At 61.3% G+C, this 23,654-nt stretch carries 20 protein-coding genes and 1 tRNA gene; 5 read left to right on the plus strand and 16 right to left on the minus strand.

Going from position 1 to position 23,654, the window contains the following annotated elements; genetic code table 11:
- Positions 1-52: 52 nt before the first annotated feature.
- Positions 53-742, plus strand: coding sequence for a metallophosphoesterase family protein (locus HY247_02120; protein QQG49131.1), 690 nt, complete (start codon positions 53-55; stop codon positions 740-742).
- Between the two features lie 42 nt (positions 743-784).
- Positions 785-3,994, plus strand: coding sequence for a class I tRNA ligase family protein (locus HY247_02125; GenBank protein QQG49132.1), 3,210 nt, complete (start codon positions 785-787; stop codon positions 3,992-3,994).
- Here the strand turns inward: HY247_02125 and HY247_02130 are convergent.
- From HY247_02130 to HY247_02150, 5 genes are all read right to left on the minus strand, one after another.
- Positions 3,991-5,529 carry a polysaccharide biosynthesis C-terminal domain-containing protein gene (locus HY247_02130; protein ID QQG49133.1) on the minus strand — a complete coding sequence of 513 codons (1,539 nt, stop codon included), beginning with the start codon at positions 5,527-5,529 and terminating at the stop codon, positions 3,991-3,993. The genes HY247_02125 and HY247_02130 overlap by 4 nt on opposite strands.
- A gap of 39 nt (positions 5,530-5,568) precedes the next feature.
- Positions 5,569-6,570: an exonuclease gene (locus HY247_02135; protein ID QQG49134.1), complete on the minus strand. Its 1,002-nt coding sequence runs from the start codon at positions 6,568-6,570 to the stop codon at positions 5,569-5,571.
- A 28-nt stretch (positions 6,571-6,598) separates the two neighbouring features.
- Positions 6,599-8,905, minus strand: a complete 2,307-nt coding sequence (locus tag HY247_02140; GenBank protein ID QQG49135.1) for a hypothetical protein — start codon at positions 8,903-8,905, stop codon at positions 6,599-6,601.
- A 69-nt stretch (positions 8,906-8,974) separates the two neighbouring features.
- Positions 8,975-10,378, minus strand: a complete 1,404-nt coding sequence (locus tag HY247_02145; GenBank protein QQG49136.1) for a cysteine--tRNA ligase — start codon at positions 10,376-10,378, stop codon at positions 8,975-8,977.
- Positions 10,379-10,435: 57 nt separating this feature from the next.
- Positions 10,436-10,585: a hypothetical protein gene (locus HY247_02150; GenBank protein QQG49137.1), complete on the minus strand. Its 150-nt coding sequence runs from the start codon at positions 10,583-10,585 to the stop codon at positions 10,436-10,438.
- Between the two features lie 383 nt (positions 10,586-10,968).
- On the opposite strand from HY247_02150, the gene HY247_02155 reads away from it, so the two are divergent.
- Positions 10,969-12,129 (plus strand): MFS transporter, encoded by a 1,161-nt coding sequence (locus HY247_02155; protein ID QQG49138.1) that lies wholly within the window; start codon positions 10,969-10,971, stop codon positions 12,127-12,129.
- Here HY247_02155 and HY247_02160 read toward each other — a convergent pair whose 3' ends face one another.
- From HY247_02160 to coxB, 5 genes are read right to left on the minus strand one after another with little or no spacing between them, the layout of a single operon-like run.
- Positions 12,130-13,116, minus strand: coding sequence for a hypothetical protein (locus tag HY247_02160; protein QQG49139.1), 987 nt, complete (start codon positions 13,114-13,116; stop codon positions 12,130-12,132).
- A 44-nt stretch (positions 13,117-13,160) separates the two neighbouring features.
- Positions 13,161-13,871, minus strand: a complete 711-nt coding sequence (locus HY247_02165) for a cupredoxin domain-containing protein (GenBank protein ID QQG49140.1) — start codon at positions 13,869-13,871, stop codon at positions 13,161-13,163.
- 5 nt (positions 13,872-13,876) lie between these two features.
- Positions 13,877-14,137: a cytochrome C oxidase subunit IV family protein gene (locus HY247_02170; GenBank protein ID QQG49141.1), complete on the minus strand. Its 261-nt coding sequence runs from the start codon at positions 14,135-14,137 to the stop codon at positions 13,877-13,879.
- Positions 14,138-14,143: 6 nt separating this feature from the next.
- Entirely contained in the window at positions 14,144-16,519 is a 2,376-nt protein-coding gene (locus HY247_02175) for a cbb3-type cytochrome c oxidase subunit I (protein ID QQG49142.1), read from the minus strand.
- Positions 16,520-16,521: 2 nt separating this feature from the next.
- On the minus strand, positions 16,522-17,166 hold the full coding sequence (coxB, locus tag HY247_02180; GenBank protein QQG49143.1) for a cytochrome c oxidase subunit II: 645 nt from the start codon (positions 17,164-17,166) through the stop codon (positions 16,522-16,524).
- Positions 17,167-17,299: 133 nt separating this feature from the next.
- Between coxB and HY247_02185 the strand changes: the two genes are divergently transcribed.
- Positions 17,300-17,418, plus strand: a tRNA-Cys gene (locus HY247_02185).
- 14 nt (positions 17,419-17,432) lie between these two features.
- On the opposite strand, the gene HY247_02190 is transcribed toward HY247_02185, so the two are convergent.
- Both HY247_02190 and HY247_02195 read right to left on the minus strand, forming a co-directional pair.
- Positions 17,433-19,562, minus strand: coding sequence for a sodium-translocating pyrophosphatase (locus HY247_02190; GenBank protein ID QQG49144.1), 2,130 nt, complete (start codon positions 19,560-19,562; stop codon positions 17,433-17,435).
- 26 nt (positions 19,563-19,588) lie between these two features.
- Complete coding sequence (locus HY247_02195; GenBank protein ID QQG49527.1) at positions 19,589-20,530, minus strand: deoxyhypusine synthase; 942 nt, start codon at positions 20,528-20,530, stop codon at positions 19,589-19,591.
- Positions 20,531-20,730: 200 nt separating this feature from the next.
- On the opposite strand from HY247_02195, the gene HY247_02200 reads away from it, so the two are divergent.
- The gene (locus HY247_02200) at positions 20,731-21,705 is read left to right on the plus strand and encodes a hypothetical protein (protein QQG49145.1); all 975 of its coding nucleotides are present in this window, start codon (positions 20,731-20,733) and stop codon (positions 21,703-21,705) included.
- On the opposite strand, the gene HY247_02205 is transcribed toward HY247_02200, so the two are convergent.
- From HY247_02205 to HY247_02220, 4 genes are all read right to left on the minus strand, one after another.
- Positions 21,641-22,453: a hypothetical protein gene (locus HY247_02205; protein ID QQG49146.1), complete on the minus strand. Its 813-nt coding sequence runs from the start codon at positions 22,451-22,453 to the stop codon at positions 21,641-21,643. The genes HY247_02200 and HY247_02205 overlap by 65 nt on opposite strands.
- A complete protein-coding gene (locus HY247_02210; protein QQG49147.1) occupies positions 22,432-22,794 on the minus strand; it encodes a hypothetical protein in 363 nt (120 codons plus the stop codon). The genes HY247_02205 and HY247_02210 overlap by 22 nt, the downstream gene beginning before the upstream one ends.
- Before the next feature lie 96 nt (positions 22,795-22,890).
- Positions 22,891-23,265: a hypothetical protein gene (locus tag HY247_02215; GenBank protein ID QQG49148.1), complete on the minus strand. Its 375-nt coding sequence runs from the start codon at positions 23,263-23,265 to the stop codon at positions 22,891-22,893.
- A 1-nt stretch (position 23,266) separates the two neighbouring features.
- Entirely contained in the window at positions 23,267-23,626 is a 360-nt protein-coding gene (locus HY247_02220; protein ID QQG49149.1) for a hypothetical protein, read from the minus strand.
- Between the last annotated feature and the right edge of the window lie 28 nt (positions 23,627-23,654).

Below are 23,654 nucleotides of genomic sequence, written 5' to 3' on the forward strand. Positions count from 1 at the left end.
GAGCTCGAGCGTCCAGTCATCGTTAAAGGCATCCGGTCTTCCTTGGGGAGTCTTGGAAGAGCTTGCGTTCATCTCCGACGTGCACTCGAACGTGGAGGCGCTGGAGGCGGTTCTGGAAAAGGCAGGCGGGGCCGATGTCTATTGCCTGGGGGACCTCGTCGGCTATGGGGCGAGCCCAAACGAGGTGGTGGACCTCCTGCGGTCTCGGCGTGCCCGGTGCCTCAGGGGCAATCACGACGAAGCAGCCCTGACCGGCAACGTCGGGGGGTTCAACTCGAGAGCCGCGATGGCAGCGCTCTGGACCAGGACAAAGCTGACCCCCGCCAGTCGTGAGTTCATTGCGGGACTTCCTTCCCAGGTCAGGTCGAACTTGGGAGGGATCGACTCGTATCTTGCTCACGGGAGCCCCGACGACCCCCTCTGGGAGTACGTCGACCCCTCGACCCACTCGCAGGTCTTCGAACACTACCTGCGAAAGCTCAGCGTGAAGATCATTGGCCTCGGACACAGCCACCTCCCCTACGCCTGGGAAGGGGGTGGGGGCTTGGTCTTCAACCCCGGCTCGGTGGGTCAGCCAAGAGACGGAGACCCCAGGGCGTCCTACTCGGTCCTGTCATTCGAAGGTGGTCACTACGAGGTCAGGAACTTTCGGGTCGAGTACGACGTGAATACCTCTGCAGAGAAGATAAGGAAGGCCGGGCTCGCCGACTCCCTCGCGGCGAGGCTCTACAAAGGGACGTGATACGGTTAAATCGCTGTCAGGGCGCCGGTCGTGGCGCGTTGAGTGATTGCAAAATTATCCCGACGGCCTAAGAAGGCACCACTCACTCCCGAATACGACTGGAAATCGATAGAAGAGAAGGTAAGGCGCTTCTACGCGGACCCGGCCGCAAAGGCAAAGATCTCCAGGAGGGTCTCCCGCAGCAGGCCGCTGGGCTACGTCGAAGGCCCGCCGACCCTGAACAATCAGCCCCACGTAGGGCACGTTAGGGGGCGGATGATGAAGGACATCTGGTACAGGTGGTCGACCCTCCAAGGCAAGAACATCGTCTTCCGCGGAGGCTGGGACACGCAGGGTCTCCCTGTCGAGCTGCAGGCAGAGAAGGAGATGGGCCTCTCTGGGAACAAGTGGGAAGACCTGAAGAAGGTGGGGGTCGAGAAACTGGTCGAGGCTTGCAAGAAGCTGATTGAGAAGTACAAGGGCGACTGGGTAGAGGCGGACCGGCTCCTGGGACTGCTGATAGACCACGACCGGGCTTACATGACCTACAGGGACGGGTACATCGAGAGGGAGTGGAGGTACCTCGAGAGGGCATGGAAAAGAGGACTCCTCGGGGAGGGCTTCAAAGTCGTCCCCTACTGCCCGAGCTGCCAGACGGCCCTGAGCCACGCCGAGGTCGTGGAGGGGGGCTACGAGAAGCTCAAGGACCCGAGCCTATACTTCAAGGCCAGAACTGCGGACGGTTCGTATCTCGCGCTCTGGACGACGATGCCGTTCACTGTGGTCACTGACGAACTCGTCGGCGTCAGACCAGAGGCCCTTTACGAGTATGTCAAGGTGGGGCAGGAGACCTGGATCGTGGGCTCGGAGAGGAAGGCTGCGCTCGAACAGGAAGTGGGGATAAAGTTCGGGGAGAAAGTCCGAGAGGTCAAGGGCAAGGAGCTCGAGGGGTTGGGGTATGAGCACCCCCTCATGGGGAAGGTCCCTGGCTTCGCGAGCCCCGAGCTGAAGCCCAAGATCCACAGAGTCGTCGCAGAGGAGTTCGTGGACACCACGACGGGGACGGGGCTCGTCCACATGGCCCCCGCCAACGGCGAGGACGACTTCGCAGTCGCGACCAAGCGCGGGTTGCCAATCTTCTCGCCCTTCGACGACCAGGTCAAATTCACAGCCGAGGCCGGAGAATACGCAGGGCTCTTCGCAAGGGACGCCGACGCGAAGGTCGTCAAGGACCTTGAGGCTGCTGGCGCGTTGATCTCCGCCGGGGAGCTGGTCCACGACTATCCGGTCTGCTGGAGGTCAGGGCACAGGCTCGTCTGGCTGGCCCGCCGCGAGTACTTCTATTGGGTCGACAGGCTCAGGGGAGACCTGAAGAAGGCAGCCTCGGCGGTCGAATACTACTTCGAGTCGCCGCGAAATAGGTTCCTTTCGTTCATCGCCGAGTCGCCCCCCTGGTGCATCACACGCGAGAGGGTCTGGGGGACTCCGCTGCCTGTCTGGGTCTGCCGGACCTGCGGCGAGAAGACCGGTGCCTTCTCTAGGAAGAGGATAGTCGAGCTGGCTTCGAGCCTCCCCGACGGCCCCGACTTCGAGCTTCACAGGCCTTGGATTGACAGGGTCCTGCTGAAGTGCCCGAAGTGCGGAGGAGAAGCCGAGAGAGAACCCTTCGTCCTCGACACTTGGCACAACAGCGGGTCTGCGCCGTACTCTTCGATGACTGACGCCGAGTACAAGGGGCTCGTCCCGGTCCCCTTCCTCACAGAGGGCATAGACCAAACGCGGGGGTGGGCATACACCCTGCTCGTGCTCAACGTGATCTTCTCCGGGCGCCCCATCGCACCCTTCAAGGCTTTTCTCTTCCAAGGGCACGTCCTCGACGAAGAGGGGCAGAAGATGAGCAAGAGCCTCGGGAACGTCCTCCAGGGGCTAGAGGTGCTGAGGCAGGGCTCGGTGGACGTGACCCGATTCTATGTCGCGTCGAAGGCGTCCCCCGAAGACTCTGTGAGCCTTTCGATCGGCGAGATGGCTGGGAGGCCCTACCAGGTCATGAACACCCTCTATCACCTTCACCTGTACCTCGACCAGAACCGCAGGGTCGACTCTTACGACGGTGCCAGGCATCACCTCGGGTGGGCGACCTCCAAGCGGCTGCTGACCCAGGTAGACCGGTGGGCGCTCGCCAAGCTCCGGAAGGTGGAGGTGGAGACCTCGGCAGCCTATGCGGAGGGAAGGTTCAACGAAGCGGCCAAGGCGCTGGAAGAGTTCGTCATAGTGCGCCTGAGCCAGACGTACGTCCGGCTCGTGAGAGGGGAGCTCTGGGACGACGAACCAAAGAACCGGAGCCGGCGACTGTCGGTATACGCGGTCCTCGGGCGGCTGTTGGAGTCGGGCGACCGTCTCTTGCACCCGCTAGTTCCGTTCGCGACCGAGTACCTCTACCAGGAACTCTTCGCAGGTAGGTTGTGGGACGCTCCACTGTTGGCCTCCCCACCCATCCAGAGAGCTAGTGTAGGGAGAGGCGGGGCAGAGGCAGCGGTTGACTTTGCTCTCCTCGTGGAGAAGGCCTGCAACTCGGCCCGCACCAGGGCCCGGCTGAAGAGGAGGTGGCCGCTGCGCAGGATCCAGCTGCTGGCACCCAGCAGGAGCAAGCGCGCCGTAGAAGGCTCGAAGGCGGCGGTGCTCACCCTCTGCAACGCGAAGTCGATGGCCCTGTGCCCTTCTGCAGCAGACTTCCCGGCCGACTTCGAGCTCAAGCCCAACACCTCGAGGATAGGGGCGCTCTTCAAGGAGAGGACGAGGGAGGTCCTGGGGTTAGTGAAGGTCCTCAAGGCAGACGAGGCGCTGAGGGCCCACTCCGGGTCCCGGCCGGTGACAATTGGAGCGGGCGGGAGCTCGATTAGGGTCCCACTGTCGGCGTACGACCTCGTCGTCCGTGCCAGGGCGGGCTTCGAAGTGGGAGAAGAAGGTGGAGTCTTCGTGGCCGTTGCCAAGGACAGGGACGATGAGATGATCTCCGAGGGCCTGGTGAGGGATGTCGCGCGGAGGCTACAGGCCCTCAGAAAGGAGAGGGGGTTCCTACCGACCGATACGCTAGGGGAGGTGGCGGTGGCTGGGCTGGAGCCCGAGGAGGTCTCGGTCCTGAGGGCCAGGAGCGGACAGATCGCCTTCCTTGTGCGGGCGAAGAGGGTAGAGCTGATGGAAGAACGCTCCGTGGGGCGGAAGTGGCACGAGGAAGACCTCGACGGGCGCCCGATCTTCGTGGACGTCGGCTAGAGCAGCTTGCGAGCGAGGCGGGAGACGAACCTCATCGACCTGGGCAGGAGGGTATCGACGAAGTCCATGTCCGTCTGGTTGAATCCCTTCAACGCCTTCATAATCAGAAGATAGACGAGCAGCCCGGCCGGGAGCATCACCACCGCAGAGGCGACCGTCGCTCCCCTCGAGCTGAGCCCCTCCCTCTGCCCCACTGACAGGGCCAGGAAGACGAGGAGTGCCATCGCCGCCGATGCACCCAGGGACTTCAGGTAAGCCAGCGAATCAAGGACGAGCATCCCGCTGCGATGGACGAAGAAGGCGACGGCCGCTGTCATGGACAAGAGCATCGCCCCCCTGGCTATCGCGATCCCGAGGAGGCCGACGACCGGGACAGTGGTCAGCGAAACGAGGACGAGGACCGCGAGGGCCGCCAGGGTGCTGAGCGTAAAGTGGTGGGCGCGGTCATCGACAAGAAGACTGGCAGAGTAGACAGAGGCAATCGAAGAGAATGATATCGAAATGGCGACGACTGAGAGCAGGGGCCAGCCCGAAACATACGCTTCCCCGAAGATCCTGAGGAGGAAGGGCGAGACAGCGGCGAGCGCGAACCCAGTGGGTATCGCCGTGAGGCTGATGTACCGCGTGTACCTCCTGAGCATCTCCTTCTTCCTGTCCCGGTCAGAGTAGCTGCTGAGCGCAGGCACCAGGACGTTGGTCGCCGCGCTGGGCGCGAAGGACGCCACGGCAGCCCCGACTGTCGCCACGTTGTAGACTGCCAGGTTCCCGAGGCCCTGTTGGAAGAATGCAAGCAGTTTGTCGGTCTGGGAGACGGCAAGGCCCATGACCGCAGCGAAGAAGACCGAGGCCATGTAGTTGCGGACCGGGCGCATGCTAGGCCCCGGTTTGACCAGGTGCTGCACGGCGCCGGCCGCAGAGGCGTTGGTCAAGACAGCGAGCAGCGAGTCTCCGATGGCGAAGCCGATGAAGACCCCGGAAGGGCCGGACCCCGAGAACAGGAACGCAGATGCGATGGCATATCTCGCGACGCTCGAAACTACGATCGCCTTGCCCGCTCCGGTAGCCTTGCCCGCCCCGAGCATCGCGTAGGCCCCTAGCTGCCCGAAGGAGAAGACAACCGCGTCCACTCCTGCGAAGAATGCCACGGGGCCGTCGGCAGGGCCCGCGAGGAAAGCAGGAACCGGCCAGTAGGCCAGCACGAGGAAGACCGTCATGGAGACAGCTCCGCAGATCGCCAGCGAGGCGAAGTAGACCCTCCTGGCGGAAGAGAGCCCGTCCCTGATGTACTCTGAAAGGAAGCGCGTCACGGCGGGGGGGGTCGCGGCTACTCCGGCGCCGGTCACAGGGAGAGCCAGGACAGAGAGGGTGGCCGCCCCGACCACGACTAGGTTGAGGAGGGAGACTAACCCGACCTCCGCAGTTGTGCGGAGGGCGTTCGTGAGGAGCACGAGGAAGAGCGTGTTGAAGGCGAGGGTCGCGATGTTGGCTACGTAGAGGGCGGCCACGCCCACGGCGACCTTCTCCTCGGAGTGCAAAAGGCGAGTGCCCGCACGCCCAAGGGAGTATTTAATGGGCTAAGCGACCTTCGGGTAGTTCGAGAGCCTCGACTGGTCCTCCGCCAGCGGCCTGGCAGCGAAGCCGATCCGCCTCAGGTCTGCTGCGAACTCGGAAGCGAACCCGTGCACAGTGTAGACGACCTCCGGGGAGACTGCCTGGACGAGCTCGAGGAGCTCCTGATAGTCACAGTGGTCGCTCAGAGGGAACGTGTAGTCCGAGCCCATCGAACGCCCGTACCCAGAATTGACCGCCCACCCGGTGAAGGAGACCAATATGGCGCCGTACTTCTTTTTCAGGTGGGCCATGAGGTTGCTTCTTCCTGATGACATCGGGCTGACCATGACCCAGGGGCCCCGCGGCAGTCTCTCGTGGTCCCGATCAGGGTCGAAGGTCCTTCCCGACTTCAGGTCCACCCCGTGCTTGACGTGGATCTTGTTCATCGCGGAGACGCGCTCGTGATAGTAGAGAGGCGCCCAGCTCGAGAAGTAGTAAGAGAGCAGTTGCGCCTTCCCGAGGGGGTAGCCCATCAGCACGACCGGCCTTCCCTTGTCGAAGGACTCCCCAATCAGCGTGTGGACGTCCTTGACAAGGCGGCTAAGGCTCGGGAAGACGTACTCGGGGAGCCCGTAGGTCGTTTCCATGACAAGGACCCTCGCCCGCCGGGCCTTGCACTTGCCTAGGAAGCCGCGCTCGCGGCCAGAAGCATCGCCCGTGTAGTAGAGCTCGTCGCCGATCCTGAGGGCACGGGACCCGAGTATGTGCCCCGAGTCGAGAAGCTCGACCCCCTCCACCTCTTCGAGCACGTCCCCGAGGTCGAACCCCCTCGCCTTCGCGAGCTCTGCTGTGGCTCCGGACGCGATCACGCGCTCAGTCCTCGAGGGTGCGTGCATGTGGTCGATGTGAGCGTGAGAGACGAAAGTGAAATCCGCCCTGGCGGGCCTGCTCGGGTCCAGCGAGAACGTCCTCTCTCCGATCTCTACACGTATGCCTCCGTTGGCAGTGACCGAGGCTCGCGACAAACGCAGCGTTCGGGCCCCGGTTCGATTATTAACTTGTCGAGAGTCGGAAGGCCTTCCATTCCCCGGGAGCGAGGGTCGCCTCGAAGCTCATGGCGGGCAGGACCCTGACAGAGCCCACCCTGGACCAGGAGCCTTTCGCTGAGTCGAAGGCTTCGAGGGAAGCCGACAAATGCCTCGTCAGGTCTTGGGCCCTGGGAGAGAACCTGACTGTGACGCGCGCCTGCGTGGGCGAGGAGCTCCCGAGGCAGATGACCTGTCCTGGACCGTAGAAGGTCATGGCAGTCACTCCCCTGGCGGGGGATGGGAGCGGATCAGACTTCGCGAATCTTGTCCCTGACTTGCAAGTCGCCTTGGAGGCTGCCAGGAAGACCGCAGGCTGGCCCTGGCCCCTCCCTACGAACAGGCTGACCGGCTCTCCCGCCCAGAGCCGACTGGCGAGCGCCCAGCTGATGCCCGAGGCGGGCGGGGGAGCGAAGAAGGCCCCGTCCGGCCCGAAGGAGAGGCCCACTTCGCCTTCGAGGAGGGCCTCAGCAAACCTGGACGCGGCGACGGGGTCGGAGCCGTCCCCGTGAGACTGGCCGGCCTCGACGTCCACCCAATAGGGGAACTCTCCGGGTGAGCCGCCCAGCCTGAGGTAGTCCTCTGTAACGAGCTTCGCAGTCCTCTGCACGGCGAGGCTTCCGATTCCAGAGAGGCCAGTCCTGTAGCAGACGACCGCGTGGGCAAGGGCAGCGCGGGTCCAAAAGCCACCAAGCTGTCCGTGGCCGTAAGAAGCATCGAAGTAGACCTGGTTGGAGGTCGGCACCGTCCTGGGACCGAACGGGGTCTCGAAGTCCTTCTCCATGGCCCTGTGGGCTGCGGCCTGGGCTCCGAAGGCTGGAGCCCTGTAGGCAGCGACGGCCATGTCGATGCACTCGTCGGCTCTCAGCCGCCCCGACGGGTCGAGGCAGAGCGCGAGGAATCCCCTTTCGTCCACCAGCGTCTTCTTGACCTTGTCGGCAATCATCTCTGACCTCTCCCTGAACTTGCCGGCGTCGTCTGATCTGCCGAGGCTCCGCGCCGACTGCGATGCGGCCAATAGGGCCCCTGACACTGCGAGAGTCACCTCAGGCACCTCACCTGTGGGATATCCTCTGCCGAGATGTCTTCGCCAGCCGTTCGCGACGCTGGGGTCGCACTTGACAGAATAGCCTTTGGAGACGGCCATGAGGAAGCCTGCGGCCTTCTTGATCGCCGGGTAGACGGGTCTCGAGGCCTTCCGGTCCTGAGCCTGGAGCACTTGAGCGCAGAGCGCCTGAAGCAGTAGGGAAGTCTCAAGGATGCCGCTCCGAGCCCTATCGTCGGAGTGAGGCACCGAGCCTTCCCTCCCAAGAGCTCTCTTGAAGGACCCGGAGAGAGTGGCCCCCGCTTCCCGGTCGACCACTCCGACCGCTCTCCCTACCTCGTATCTGTCCAGGTCGTAGTCGATGGCCTCGGGCGAGTCGAGCGCCGAGAGCGCCCACTGGAAGGCATCAGAGACCTGCTGGCTTGAGCACGCGAACTCCGCTCGGGCGGGGGGCCCGGAGGTCTCCCCCGCCTGGATGCTGCCGAAGTCCCTGAGCGCGTCCTCGAGCCTGGCGGGGTTGTACAGGAAGGCGAAGAGTATCTCCTTCGCCTCGCCGGGCTGGAGCTCGAGGTCGTGGAGAGAGAGGATCAGGACCTGTCCGGAAGCCCCTGCGGTCGAGTCCGGGAGCTCGCCTGCGGAGGCGGCGTCAAGCGCCCCCGTCTTGTCGGAAGTCATGTAGTACCTGGACGGTTGAGGGACGGCCCCTACCACTCGGGCTGCCGGGGGGTCCGCGAGCTCGTCCATGGCCACGTGACTTCCCCGGTTGAAGGCGTTGAGGCCGATCGCGCCCCATCCGTAGGCTCCTCCCCCAAGCTTGGCGCAGGTCGGGTCAGCCAAGTCCACGACCCTGAGCTTCAGGGCCGTCTGGGCGAGGCTCTTGAGCCTCAGCTTCCTCAGGTATCCGGACCCTGCCACGAAGAAGGTGACGGACTGGAGGACCTCGACAGAATCGAAGAGCCTGGCCGCGAATTGCGAACCGGCTGGAGAGACGCGCAGCGACCAGTCTAGTCTCTGGGGTTGGACGACCACGCCGGCCTGGAGCTTGAAGATTCGCAGACCCTCGTAGCCGAAGAGCGCCCTCCTCTCTCTCCTCGAGTCGAACGAGAGCATGGACCCGTCGGGGGCGAGCGTCGCCCTGCAGCCGCCGAAGCTCAACGAGACGGGAGAACGGAGGTACGACGAGCGCACGCTCCCCTGTTGACCCGGAAGGGCCTCGACCGCTGAGGTCATGCTGCTCCATGCGCGGGGGAAGATAATATGGACAGGATTTACCGAAGTTGAGCGATTTGCTACTTGCGGTTAACCACTTGATGGCTTCTTCCATCGGGTTCCCTTGGGGGTGTCCTCCACGACCACTCCCAGCGAGAGCAGCTCCTTGCGCAGCCTGTCCGACTCCGCAAAGTCGCGCCTCTTCCGAGCCTCCTCTCTCGCGGCTAGAAGGGCGGCTTCCTTCGAGGTCAGCTCTTGGGGGGAGAAGTCGAGGACGCCGAGGACCGAGTCGACCCTCCGGAGGGCGCCAAGGACCTCTCCGGCTGACTGTTCAGAAAGCTTCCCGCCATCTATCAGAAGGTTCGTCTTCTTCGCGACCACGAAGATGGCAGCCAAGGCCTCGGGTACGTTGAGGTCGCGGTCCATTGCCTCCTCGAAACCTCCCGCCATCTCCGATCCCAGCCCTCCGCCGTCGCTCCCTGATGTTCCCTTCACGGATTCGAGGCGCCTAGAGAACTCTTGGAGCCTCTCCCGCAGGGCCTTCGCCTGGGCGAGACCCGCGTTTGTCAAGTCCATGCGGTCGCGGTAATGTGAGGAGATCAAGAACGTCCGAACGACTCTCGGAGACCAGCCCTCCTTGACCAGGTCCCTCAGGTAGACCACGTTCCCTACCGACTTGTGCATCTCCGCACCCTCTACACTGAGAAAGTCCGAGTGGAGCCAGTACTTCACGAACTTCTTTCCGGTCGCTGACTCGGACTGCGCTATCTCGTTCTCATGGTGTGGGAACTTGTTGTCCAGCCCACCCGTGTGGATGTCGAAGGACTCGCCGAGGTACTTCATCGACATGGCAGAGCACTCGATGTGCCAGCCCGGACGGCCCTTTCCGAGCTCCGTCTCCCAAAAGACGTCACCGTCATCGCGGTCCCAGGACTTCCAGAGCGCAAAGTCCGCGGCCTCTGTCTTCTCTTCGTAGTGATCTGTCGAGACCCTTCCGGCTGACTTGAGCGAGTCGAGCCTTACTCCTGACAGTGCGCCGTAGGACGGGAACTTGGAGACGCTGAAGTAGACCGAGCCGTCGGGCGCGGTGTACGCAAATCCCTTCTGCAGCAGGACCTTGATCAGGGCGACCATCTCTTGGACATGTTCAGTCGCCCTCGGGTATTTCTCGGCGCGTTCAACGAAGAGGGCGGCGAGGTCCTCCATGAACGCAGCTTCGTAGAATCTGGTGTGTTCTGCGAGCGGCTTGCCGGTCTCCTTGATCCCCTTGATTATCCGGTCTTCGACGTCGGTGATGTTCATCACCTGAAAGACCTTATACCCTTTGAACTTCAGATATCTCCTAAGGACGTCCTCGAAGACGAAGGTCCTCAGGTTTCCAATGTGCGCGTAATTCCAGACAGTCGGGCCGCAAGTGTACATCCTGACCTCACCATCTGTGCACGGGACGAACTCTTCGAGCGAACGGCCGAGGCTGTTAAAGAGCTTCAGCAATTTGGCGACCAGTGTAGGTCAATACTCAGAAAATAAAAAGGAACGGGAGAGTAGAATCTACTTCAGCTTTCCAATTCTGAAGATTTGCTTGCCACAGGAGGCGCACGTTCCCTTGATGGCAGGCCGGCCATTCTTCAGTTTGATTTGCTTGGGATTCTTGATCTCCCGGTTCTTCTTCTTCTCGTACACGCAGTATCCAGTGACCATCTGCGAGTTTCCTCGGCCCCAATTCGCTCGAAATGATATATAAACATCACCTAAACGGCTCGAAATGGGGTTTTTCAGGCCTAGGCGCCGGTTTGTCGGCGATTGGGATACCAAGAAGCCCTGCGCCTAGGTAGGAGAAGGGAAGGAGATTTCAGAAAGGTCGGGGATTGCCCCGCCTTACCGTCTTGGCTGGCCCCGTTTGTCAATCGAGGAGAGGCCCCGAGGATGGGACGTCTGCCGTCTTTGAAGGGAATGGGGCCCTTTTGCCCCTGCGAGCGCTGAAGTGGTTCCTCCTTCCCCAATAGGCATGATTCTGGTAGATTTCGCCAATAGGGGGCGGCGGAACGCAATTATACGCGCCTCCGCCGGGAGAGCTTTGGGTTTTGTTCGGAAGCAGAGGGTCAAAGACCGCGATAGGGGCCCTGGTGGCAGCGCGGATAGTCTACGCGGTCAACTGGCTGAACATCGGGGCGGTCTACACGCTGATGGGACCGGACCTGAGCGGAGGCGTCGGCGGGCTGGGGATCCTGACCTCGGCCTTCTATCTGGGGCTCGGCATCTTCCAGGTCCCTGGAGGGCTCCTAGCCGCAAAGTGGGGCCCCAAGAAGATAGTCACTCTGGGGGTCCTTCTCTCTTCGACCGCCGCGATCGGGACCTCAGCCTCTGGGAGTCTGGTCGAGGTGGCCACGTTCAGGCTGGTCGTCGGGGCAGGGATGGCCTTCGTCTTCGCGCCGGCCGTCGTGCTGGTTGCCACTCTGATGTCCGGGAGGAAGTCCGGGATGGCGGCAGGACTCTTCAACTCTGCCTTCGATGTCGGCGGGATCTTCGGCCTCTTCGCATGGATTGTGATCGCTACCGTGACCGGGTGGAGGTCGAGCCTCTTCCTGAGCGGGGGGCTGGGAGTGGCGACCGGGGCTCTGGTCTACTTCCTAGTCCCGGGTGGCGACGCAAGGGCAATCCCCGGGGAAATCTATTCGAAACTGGGATCGGTCCTGCGCGACAGGCGTCTCGTCCTGGTCGGCCTTGGGATCCTGGGGACCGACATAGGGGTCACGCTCTTCTCAAGCTTCGCCGTCTATTACCTGGTGAACACCGTACGAGTAGACCCGGCCGTCGCGGGGTTGGTGGGAGGATCGGTGTACGGAGTTGCAATCTTTTCTACCCTCTGGGGCGGCCGGGTCTATGACAGGGTCGGCAAGCCCGGACTCCTCATGCTGGTCTCGAACCTCGGGGTCGTAGCTGCAGTCGCGCTGAGCTCCATAGAGACTCTTGCCGTAGTCGCAGCGGCCGCAGTGCTCCTAGGCGTCGCTTCGAGCGTGGCTTTCACAGTAGGTTTCGCCGCAGCGAGGGACTTCAACACCGCTGGCGAGAAGTACGATTCGCTCGCAATCGCCTGGGTCAATTGCATCGGCCTCTTCGGGTCTTTCTGGCCGCCCCTTGTCTTCTCGTTTCTCGTAGAGAGGGTGGGGTACTGGGCGGCGTGGGGAGGAGGAGCCGCCCTCTCACTTGCGCTGACCTTGCCGCTTCTTTTGCTTAGGGAATAGCTAGAGGGGCGTTGCGATGATTTCGTCGCCCTTGTTCACGGTGACTTCGAGCCCTTCGACGCCTATCTCCTTGATCTCGGGGACCTGAATCCCGAGTTCCTCGATCTTGGACCTGTGCCGGGTTATCGCCTTCATCCATGCCTCTGAGCGGTCCTCCACCTTCGGGACGCCGAGGCCAGACTTTGCTGCGAGCGCCTCCAGCTTCTGGTCGTACTCGAAGAAATCGCCAGGCAGCTTCCAAAAGTCCTCCATCGGCCGGAAGAGGAGGGGAGAGAGATAGATGAATCCGTGCTTGAGCTGACGAGAAATCATCGATTTTTGCTCGTCGCCCATCTTCTCCGCGAGCCTCTCCAGCATAGCAAGGGTCCCGGTGAGATGCCTGGACTCGTCCTTCGTTATGTTCCTGAATGCCGAGGAGTAGACTTTGTTGGTCGAACGCTCGCCGACCTCCTTGAAGATCAGCTGCGCCCCTATCTCCGCGAAGAAGAAGCTGGAGAAGATGAGTTCTAGCGGATACTTCCCCCATGCCTGGTTGAAGGCGCTCCAGTAGCGGCGTCCGTTCTCGTAGAGGGCGGTGATGTTGCCTAACGCCTTCTCCTCGAGCGTGGTCTTGGGCTTGAACTTGTAGGGGAAGTTGGGGCAGACGCGAGCGCACGCCCTGCGGCAGACTTCGTCATGTCGGCACTCGTCGAAGGCGACCGCAGAGAGGAACTTCTTTGTGGGATCCTCGAAGTCGTGCGTCGCGGCCTGGACCGCGGCTGCTCCGAAGGCTCCAATGCCGGACTTTTCGAAGAGGGCGAGCTTGGAGAGCCAGTAGGCCTGCGCCACGGCCTCGTCGGAAGAGAAGTTCTTGGCGTCGCACTCTTCCCACGGCAGGTCGACCGGGCTCCAGTTCTGCGGGAACCAGAGTTCGTAGGTCCTGAGCAGCGTCTCGGAGACCACGTCCCAGTTGCCCGGAAAGACGTTTCCGTCGTCTTTTTCCGCCAAGTTAGAGTTCACAGAGCAATACGGCCGTAATTAAGCAAAGGGGCTCAGGGCGCCTTGACGACGACGCTTCCAGTCATGTAGGAGTGGTAGATGCACTTGAAAGAGTAGCTCCCGACTCCGAAGGTGTGGCTCCATGTGCCCCCTGGGAGGATGTCACCTGAATCGAAGCTCCCGTCGCTCGCGGTGACAGTGTGCTTGACTGTGTCCTGGTTGCTGAATATCACGGTGTTGTTGACCCCTGAGACCAGGTTCAGTGCCTTCGGGCTGAATCCCAGGTTGGTGTTCGACCCTGTCCCCGTCGGGATGGTCCCAAGCGCCACTCCGCTCGTCGAGGGGTCCTTCACAACGACCTTCGCCTGCATCCACTGATGGTAGAGGCAGAAGTAGGTGAAGTTCCCTGCGGCCGTGAATTTGTGGACCCACTTCGCACCGGGTGCGATGTCGCCGGAGTCGAAGCTGTGGTCGGTCGCAGTTACCGTGTGCTTGGCGCTGTCCGCGTTGACGAAGGTCACCGTGTCGTTGACCCCGAGGAAGACCGTCACCACCCTTGGAGCGAAGTTGAGCTGGAGACTAGACCCGACGCCCACCGGCATCAGAACGGAGCCCCCGACAGGAGGGGGGTTGCTCCCGCCAAGGCCCGGCTGGAGCGGGACCGCGAGCTCGGCGCCGATGAGCGCGCCTACAAGTATCATCACGACCCCCACTGTGAGGAGGAATCCGCGCCCGGGCTTCGACGGTTCTTCTTGTGTCTCCATTCCAATCACCCTAGAGATGCCAGCATGGCTATCAGGAGCGCGGACAGGAACATGATCGGGATGAGCGCGAAAAGGCGAAGGGAGCCCGGCTCGTCCTTGAGCTGCATGTAGAACAGGACTATCGCAATCGCCTGACTGGTGGCGAGGACTGTCACCACCGTGGCTACAGTTGCGAATCCCAAGTGACTGTAGAAAGAGGCAGACTCAGCGATGACGGCGAGCACCATGTACGCCCAGACGCCGAGAGCCACGATGGTCTTCATCATTCCACCCTATAGCAGATAGAACAGGGGGAAGACAAAACACCACACGATGTCGACGAAGGCCCAGTAGAGCCCGAAGTTCTCGATCGCTTCGTGGGAGTCCTTTGAGTAGGTCCCCATGGCCGTCTTTTTCATGAGGTAGGCCATGACGAGCAGTCCGGCAGTCACGTGGGCGCCGTGGAGCCCGACGATGATGTAGTACGCGCTGGCAGCCAGCGAAGTTGTCGGGTCGGTCAAGACGAAGCCCGAGGCCCCAAGGTTGACCCACTCAGACACCTTGACCCCCATGAAGACCGCGCCAAGGACGAAGGTGAGTCCCATCCATCCGAGGGACCGCCTCACATCGCCGCCGCGAATTGATTGCAAAGCCAGGAACATCGTCAAGCCGCTCGTGACTAGGACGAGGGTGTTGAAGGTCCCAAGGGGGACTTCGTGGATGGTTCCAGCGGCCGGCCAGGCTGGAGCGGCGGCGCGAATGAAGATGTACGCTCCAAGGAAGCTCCCGAAGAGGACCACCTCGGATGACAGGAAGACCCACATCCCGAGCTTCATCTTGGGGATCGCTGCGAAGGGCCACCTGTCACCGACCGGCTCGGCGGGGATCACGAACTTGCCACGGAGGTCATCCCTCCCCCAGCCCCAGAAAGAGTACACGACTATGGCCGCCCCGACGAGCAGCAGTGGCAGCCCGGCAAGACCCGGGTAGAAGGCGGCTCCGATCAGGAAGACCAGCGCCCCTAGGGAGAGCTGGATGGGCCTGGAGCTCAAGTGGCCGTAGTGCCCCTCTCCCGCGACGAGAGAGTGAGAGGCTGCCGGCGAGGAGGCTGAGAGCTGCCCAATCCATCCCGCCGATGGGGCGGCGCCCTCGGCCGCAGGGGTCAGTCCCTCAACGTGCGAGGTCCATTCGAGGTCAGGCGAACCCCACGGGTTGGCCGGAGCGACTGGACCCCTGAACCAGGTGTAGAGCAGGTTGGCAGCCAGCAGTATCTGAGCTCCGGCAAAGACGAACGCCCCAACCGACGCTATCGCGTTGAGGATGGACAAGTCGCCGACGTTCTGGTAGGTGAAGTATCGCCTCGGCATGTCGTAGAGGAAGTTCATTGGGAAGTAGAGGACATTGAAACCTACGAACGAGATTACAAAGTGCCACTTGCCGAGTTTCTCGTTGTACATCCGTCCGGTCATCCGCGGAAGCCAATAGTAGATCCCTCCGATAATCCCAAAGATCGCCGCACCTACCATCACGTAATGGAAGTGGGACACCACGAAGTATGAGCCCCTGAAGACTCTGTCCAAAACTGGGGAAGAGAGGAAGACTCCCGTAATCCCTCCAATGATGAAGAGTATCACTCCCCCAAGGGCGAAAAGCATCGGAGTCGCGAACTTGACCCTCCCCCTGATCAAAGACTCGACGAACGATAGGGTAATCACGTCAAACGGAATCGATATCGCTATAGTTGCGATACTGAACGCTCCTTGAAGCGACACTGGAATTCCAGTGAGGAACATGTGGTGCATCCAGACTCCGAAGCTTAGGGGGATGACGACAAGGCCCGTCGCAACCAGAATCGCGTTTCTGGCGGCGAGGGGGCGCCCTGTGAAACTCGGCAGAATGTTCGCAATGATCCCGAAGCCGGGGAGCAGGACGATGTACACCTCTGGGTGACCGAAGAACCAGAAGAGGTTGTCCCAAAGCAGGGAGGGTTGGATGCCTGTAGAAGTGAAGAAGACTGTACCAAAGATTCTATCCGCCGAGGCTAGGACGAAAGCCGCGATCAGGGTAGGGAAGGCGAAGAGCATCGCAATGATTGTGAACAGCATGAACCAGGTGAACATCGGCAGCCTGGAGAGTGTCATGCTTGGGGCCCTAAGCCAGATAATCGAGACCATGAAATTCACGCTGCCCAGTGTCACCGAGACCGCGAGGAGGACCATCCCCAAGTATGCAAGGGTCGGCCCCGTACCCTGTGAAAGGACAGCGAGCGGCTGATAGGTCGTCCACCCGGCATCAGCCGTCCCCCCGGGGACGAAGAAGCTCAGAACCGCGAGGACCCCCCCTGCCAAGTAAAGCCAATAGCTCATTGCGTTGAGTCGCGGGAATGCAAGGTCAGCCGCGCCAATCTGGAGAGGGACGAAGTAGTTGGCCAGCCCCAGCGCGACCGGGGAGAGGAACCAGAAGATCATGATTAGCCCGTGCATGGTGAAGGCCTGGTTGTAGTAGGCCGACGAGAGGAAGGTGTTGTCAGGGACCGAGAGTTGAACCCTCATGAGCATAGCGAGGATGGCTCCTATGAACCCGAAGTAGAGGGAGGTGAAAAAGTAGAGAATCCCCACATCTTTGTGGTTGGTCGTGTACAGCCAGCGGCTAATCCACCACTGGACCATCTTTAGTGCCCCTGCCAGGCGTCCCAGGCACCTTGGCTGACGACGGTGAGGTTGGCGAACATCTTGGCGTGCCCGAAGCCGCAGAACTCGAAGCACCGGATGGCGTTCTTGTAGAAGCCGGGGTCGGGCACCATGAACCAGAGCTGGTTGGTCTTCCCTCCTATGGCGTCCTCCTTCACAGCAAGAACGTTGATACCGAAAGTGTGGAAGACATCCTTCGTAGTGACGTTGAGCAGGATTATCTTGCCTGCCGGGACCGTAAGGTTGTTCGACACAGACCTGCCGTTGGGGTAGGTGAAGCTCCATCCCCACTGATAGGCGCTGACCTGGATCTGTACGCACTGATTGGGCGTCTGCGTGCAGGCAGCGGGGATCTCAATGTTGCCAAAGGCCGCGAATGTTTGATATTCGGCGGCGCTGAGCACGGAGATGCTGATCAGCACAGTGACGAGGACAATCTTCCAGCCCTCGGTCTTGTGCTCGAGCGGAGGTTCCTGATCTCCCCTCGACCTGTACCTGATCATGAAGAAGGCCAGCATCGCAATCACTACGACTGCGGCCCCCGTCCCGAAGAACACATACCAGTTTAGCAGGAAGTCGAAGGTGGCGGTGGTTGGAGGGGTGGTCGAAAGCAGACCCTGAAGCATCGCTTACAGCGCCGCTTCGACCGAGTTGCGGTTATAAGCTTTGGTAGCATCAACCCGACTTGGAGGATTTCGTCGGGTCTGGGGGCTCGCCCGTCGAAGGCATAATTAGCTCGAGTAGTCGAGGCACTTTTGCGGTGGGTTGGCGGAGCGGTTACGCGCGCGCCTGCAGTGATACCCGTCAGTGAGCGCGTTCACGTGGGTCCGAGAGCGCAAGGGAGGGATTCCCTTTCGCTGGGAGTCCCACACCCACCTTCTCTTCTGGGCGCCTAGACGAACAGGGCGGTGAGGACTATCGACGAGACGAAGACTATCGATATCGTGTTGACCACCTTGATTAGAGAGTTGATCGCCGGGCCGGCCGTGTCCTTGAATGGGTCTCCCACTGTGTCGCCCATCACCGCAGCTTTGTGCGCGTCCGACCCCTTCCCTCCGAACTGGCCCGTCTCGATATACTTCTTGGCGTTGTCCCATGCTGCCCCGCCGTTGGTCATCAGGAAAGCTAGGAAGACGCCGGACACTACGCTACCTATGAGGAGCCCTCCGAGCGCCAGGGGGCCCAGCACGAAGCCGACCACCAGGGGGGTTCCGACGGCGAGCGCCCCCGGCTTGGCGAGCTCCCGGATCGCTGCTGAAGTGCTGATGTCTACGCACTTCGCGTAGTCGGGCTTGGCGGTGCCCTCCATGATCCCGGGGATCTCCTTGAATTGGCGCCTCACCTCGTTGACGATGGTGAATGCAGCTCTCCCGACCGCCTTGATCAGGAAGCTCGAAAAGTAGAACGGGAGGAGGCCCCCGATCAGGAGCCCGACGATTACGTAAGGGTCCGAGAGGGAGAAGACGAGCTGTCCGTTCACGAAGTGCGCCGAGTACCTGCTTACCACCGCTGCCCCTCCAGCCTTTATCACATTGCTGACTTCGTTTTGGAACGCCTCGAAGATGGCCACGGCAGCGAGGGCCGCCGAAGTGACGGCGAAGGCCTTCGTGGTCGCCTTGGTCGTGTTGCCGATCGCGTCCAGCTCGTCTGTGACTGCCCGGACCGAGGCGTCCAGCCCTGCCATCTCCACTATCCCGTTTGCGTTGTCGGTGATAGGGCCGAATGAGTCGATCGACATGATGACGCCGGTGAGAGAGAGCATCGACATGGTAGCGACGGCCGTGCTGTAGATGCCGGTAAGCTGGTCGCCGCCGGAGGCTTCGAAACCGATGAAGTACGAGACAAGTATCGCGACTACGAGGACCAGGGCTGAGGGGGCGGTGCTCGTGAGGCCCGTGGAGAATCCTGACAGGAAGTTGGTGGCGGCGCCGGTCTTGCTCGACTCGGCGATCTCCCTGACCGGCGAGTACGCGTAGGAGGTGTAGTAGTTTGCCACATTCTCGATGGCGACGACCACTATGACTCCCACTCCTGCACTGGCGAACAGATAGGTACCGAGCGTGGAGTTCTGGAAGAGGGCCTGACCCAGGAAGTAGTCAAGCAGTATCGCGACGGCCGCCGCTATCAGAAGAGTGACGTTGAGGGCCCGGAGAGGGTTTGACTTGATAGACTTTCTGACGTAGAAGCTCGCCACGATGGCGCCTATGATGCCCGAAGAACCTAGGACGAGGGGGTAGAGGAGGAGAGAAGCGGAGCCACCCTTTGACAAGAGCAAGGCGCCCAGGATCATGACGGCTATGGCAGTAACGACGTAGGATTCGTAGACATCCGCGCCCATGCCCGCGCAATCGCCGACGTTGTCCCCCACGTTGTCCGCGATGACGGCCGGGTTTCGAGGGTCGTCCTCAGGGATCCCGGCCTCGACCTTGCCTACGAGGTCTGCTCCGACGTCTGCCGCCTTGGTGTAGATTCCGCCCGAGACTCTCATGAACATAGCGATGAGCGACGCTCCGAAGCCAAGACCTGCGAGGGTTGCAGGCTGCGTAACGATCGTGGAAGAGAAGAGGACATAGTATGCCGAGAGTCCTAGGAGGTCAAGGCCCACGACCGTCATCCCCATCACTCCTCCGCCCTTGAAAGACAGGGCCAGTGCGCTTCCGAGGCCCTGCTTTGCCGCTTCGGCGGTCCTTGAGCTGGTCCTTACTGTGACCGCCATCCCGACGTATCCAGCGATTGCTGAGAGGACGGCGCCCAGGGCGAACCCGGCGGCGGTCGCTCCGCCAGTGCGGGCGGGGAGGTCGATCAGACCGAAGATCAGTACGACTATGACCACAGCTATGGGCGCGATCACTTTGTACTCCCTTCCGAGGAAGGCGGCGGCACCCTGCCTGACCGCCTCTGCGATCTCGGTCATCTTGGCTGAACCCTTTGGTTGCCTTCTCAGGTACGCCCAGAGGATTCCGGCATAGAGTAGCGCGATGAATGAGACGCCTAAGGCGATGATTGCGTAGTCCAGCGCCAAACTCTGAAGGCGCCTCGGATTTCGGCTTATAAGCGATTCTGGGAGCTGGCCGGCTTTCTCTTGGCCGACCTTGTCTGGAGGTATGAGACGATCAAGGGCAGCACAAGGGTGGCTTCTGCGTACAGCGTCGCCTGGGCGGCCTTCACTTTCACCTTGCCCCACGAGACGGCCTCTCGGACCTGGGCTCCGCTCAGGGACCCGTCGTACTCCATCGCCGTGGTGACATAACAGGCATAGTCCAGGCCCCCTCTGAAGAGGTTCCACCAGATCAGGTGGTGCTTGGATATCCCCCCACCAATCACCAAGGCGCCCGTCTTCTTCGCTTCTGAGGTGATGTCTGACAGGCGGCGCTCGTCGCCCATGAGGTCCACCGCGAAGTCGCGGTGTCTCTCCGCGAAGAGCCACAGCTGGGAGCCGACTGCCCCGTCCGTGATGCCTGGCACGAATACAGGGACCTCTCTTTTCTGAGCCCAGTAGAGAAGAGAGTGCGCAGAGCCGAGCTCATGGCCGATTTCTTTGCACAAGGACTCTGTAGTAGTGGAGTGCGTCCCGTCCTTGTAGAGGCGGGAGAGGACGGGTCGCAGGAACTTCTCTATCGCGGGGCCGTAGGAGTCTAGAGGGATGAGGACATTGCCGAGCCTGTGGAACCCCTCCCTGCGGAGGCGTGCGTCGTCCAAGTCGAAGCTCCCATGATAGTAGGACCCAAGGGTCCGAGCGATGTCATGGTCTAGGGTACCGCACGTCGTAATTATCGCGTCGACGAACCCCCCTTTGACAAGGTCGATCAACAACCCCCGAGCCCCCGTGGCCACTATGTCAGCGGGAAAGGAGAGGAACCTTGTGCAACCGGTCGTCTGCATCGAATCCAGAGTCGACGCTATCTTCTCGAGATTAGGGGCCATGAAGCCGCCCATCTTGCCCATCGCTCGGACGAGGGACAACACTTCATCGGACGGGCGAGCGTGCAGGTCTTGGACCTTGGCGAGGCCCGACGTGTTCAATCGAGGGCGCAACGACCGTACTTCTGATATAACTCTTGGGAACTTCACGTTCCGAGACGGGACTCCCTCCCCACTACATGGCAGTCACGTCGGTCCGCCGTTGATAGCGGTCCCGGGTATTCGCGTGTCGCTGCTTGCAGATAATCACGAGTACCCCCTTGGCCCGCATGCAGGATTTCGACTTCGACTCCAAGTGCGTGGACTGTTCGAGGACCTTGGTGGACGCAGGAGACGAGCTTGTCTGTCCGGAGTGCGGAATAGTAACAGAGAAGGCCGTCATTGAAGTGAAGGCGACTCGACCAACGATGGGGTCGGCCCTCGCAAAGCAGGCGCTTGGGAGCTACTTGGGGCCTCTCGAGCCGCGCAGACGGGACCTTCGTTCAAAGGGAGTCTCCGGCGAGAGTTCGAAGGTCACCTATCTCAAGACGATCTCCGACCATCTCGACAGGGAAGACTCGGCTGTCTACTTCTGCGCCAAACTGGCCGAGAGGGTAAGCGAAAAGTTGTCACTGCCGGAGGTCGTGTTGGCTCAGTCGGTCTCTGTGATGAGAAAAGTCATCAATGCTAGGCAGTCGTCGACTGGGGCGCCCCTGGCTGCGGTCTCCGCGTACGCGCTGATTGCGGCTTGCAGGATCGAGGGGGTCACGTCGGTGAGCGTGAGGGAGATCGTGGATGTCTATCGGAGCTTGGGGCGCAAGGTAAAGGCATCATCGATAATCAAGCTCTCGATTGATTCGCCCGTAAGGCTGGCCCCGCGCAGACCCGAGCACTACCTTTCGAGAGTGATAGCAAAGCTCTCTCTGGACCCGAAGCTCTGCAGAGCGCTCGATGCCAAGGGCGTCAGCATAACAGGGTATCAGAATCAGCTCCGGAGCGAAGCGCTCGCCATCATCACTTCGGTGGACGAAGCCCTCATCGCCGGGCACAACCCGTGCGCGCTAGCTGCGACAGCGGTCTACGCGGCCGAAGTGGCGCTAGCGCAGAAGCAAGGGCGACAGAGGATGCTCACCCAGAGAGACTTGGCTGCAGTCGGCGATACGGCGGAGTACACGGTGCGCGAGCAGTATCGAGAGATCTTCAGCCAGGGACCGTTGAAGTCGAAGAGACCAGAACCGTACCCCGCTCCGAGGCTTCGAAGCTGAAAGGACCCGTCGGGCCCGGAACCGATTGTTGAGAGACGGAGGTCAGGTAGGAAACTAAACAGGGTTGCTGCGATAGCATCCTGAAGTGGAACGAGTACTCGAAGCCGATGGCCAAAGCCTGACTCCGGAGCACGTCAGTCTCTGGGGCCGAGGCTCGGCCAACCTCTTTGAGAGTGCAGTCAGTGACTTCGACGCCTGAGAGAAAGAGACGCATTGAGCTCACTGCTGAGAGGCAGAAGCGAATCAAGCTGGAGACCCTGACAGGAATCGAGGCGAAGTGTCGCTCCTCGTTCAGGAGATGGACTCCGACGGAGGGATAACTCCCCATGGACTTTGTGACGATTTCGATGCCGAGGTCCCCTGCGCGAGAACCATTGAACGGGCTGAGAATCCTGTCTTGGTCCTGATGAGCCCCCTCCGGGGCGACCGTGAAGTTCTCGGACACTGCAACGGCCCCCAGGGATCCCGTCGAATTCAAGCCCTTCACGGCTGCGCCTATCTGGTCCGGGGCCTCCGTACAGTCGAAACTTGAGCCTGAAAGCTTCGCTTCTAGCTCACCGAGGGCACCGAGAGCGACTCCACCCTCGAGGATCCGATTATCGTCGTGGAGCTTGCTGGCCGCGTCAGCCGCAAACGTTAGGCGTTCTCGCTCCTGCGCGGCTGCCAACATGGCGACATTCGCAACTGCGAGGGAAGAGAAGACGAACAGAGCGGTCAGCGTCGCCGCTAGGCCTTGTCTGGATCCCATCCCCTGACCTCGAGTAACTCGTGTCCGAGCTGCAACTCGACCTCCGCGAACGGCGTCCCCGGGCGTGGCGAGGGTCCGCACGTGGATGTGGCGGAGCTGACCGTCACTGCAAGCGAAGGGCTTGATAGCGCTGCCTGGACTGAGCAGAGGCCGACGAGGGCGTCTTCACTCAGCTGGAAGAGCCCTGCATCGGATATCCTGGCTGTGAGGGCGTCTCTAGCTTTCGATACCTGGAGCTCATGGGAAGAGGACCTGTCCCAAGGCGTGGGGCTCGTGGCAAGGATGAAGAGGAACGATGAAGTGGCGATCACCGCAGCTACGCCAAGGTCGAGGAATTTCACGGGGGGACCGCACCCGAAAGAACGACCGCTGAGGCCAGTAGACCCAACGGAAGGACCATCCCTATCATAAGACCGATGTCCAGGAAGCTCTCGAATTCAACCAGGCGCGATCACCACGTACCCGGCAACCAACTGCGCAACGTATGGGACCCCTGGATAGATCACAGCGTCCCTTGCAGGGACTCCCAGTTGTTCTGAAGGGCCTTGGTGCGTCGCCTCATAGAAGATCGTAGAGCCAGAGATGACGATGGCCCCAGGATCTCCGGGGGAACCATACCAAAGGTGTGCGACTACGCCTGGCGTCAGAGAACGAAGGAGGGCGCTGACGCCTTCCAGGTGTCTGACTTCGACCCCGAAGTCGCTTCCCCTCCGAACGCCATCCAGAACTGGCGTCATGACGAACAAGAGGGCCATCGCGGCCATGAAGTATGCCCCCCAGGAGGTGATAGAGGAGACCGATGTTGCGGGCAATCTACCCCACCCCGAGTTCCAGGGAAGGCGGGTTCGACACGAATCGATACGTCTTGGTCCCACCTCCCAACAGTAGGGAGAAGTTGCAGTCAGCCGGCACAGCAGACGAGAAGCTCCCAGACGCCGAGGAAAATGAGAGGTTTCCTTCCAGGCACTGTAGAGTCCCTGTAGGAAAGTAGAGGGAGGAGGTAGTAGAACCGTTGACCAGCGCCTCATCGGCGCTCGTCACCAGCGCCGCGAAAGATGCCCTGGCCTGGAGGGAAACTAGGTACTCTTGGTAGGTAGAGTACACCACAGCCGACCCCCCGACTAGGAGCATCGACGCCGTAATTACCAACGCGTACTCGACGATCTCGGCCATCTGCATCCGAGGCGCTTTCGAAATTTAA

Source organism: archaeon, assembly GCA_016432545.1.
Classification (GTDB): domain Archaea; phylum Thermoproteota; class Nitrososphaeria; order Nitrososphaerales; family Gagatemarchaeaceae; genus UBA183.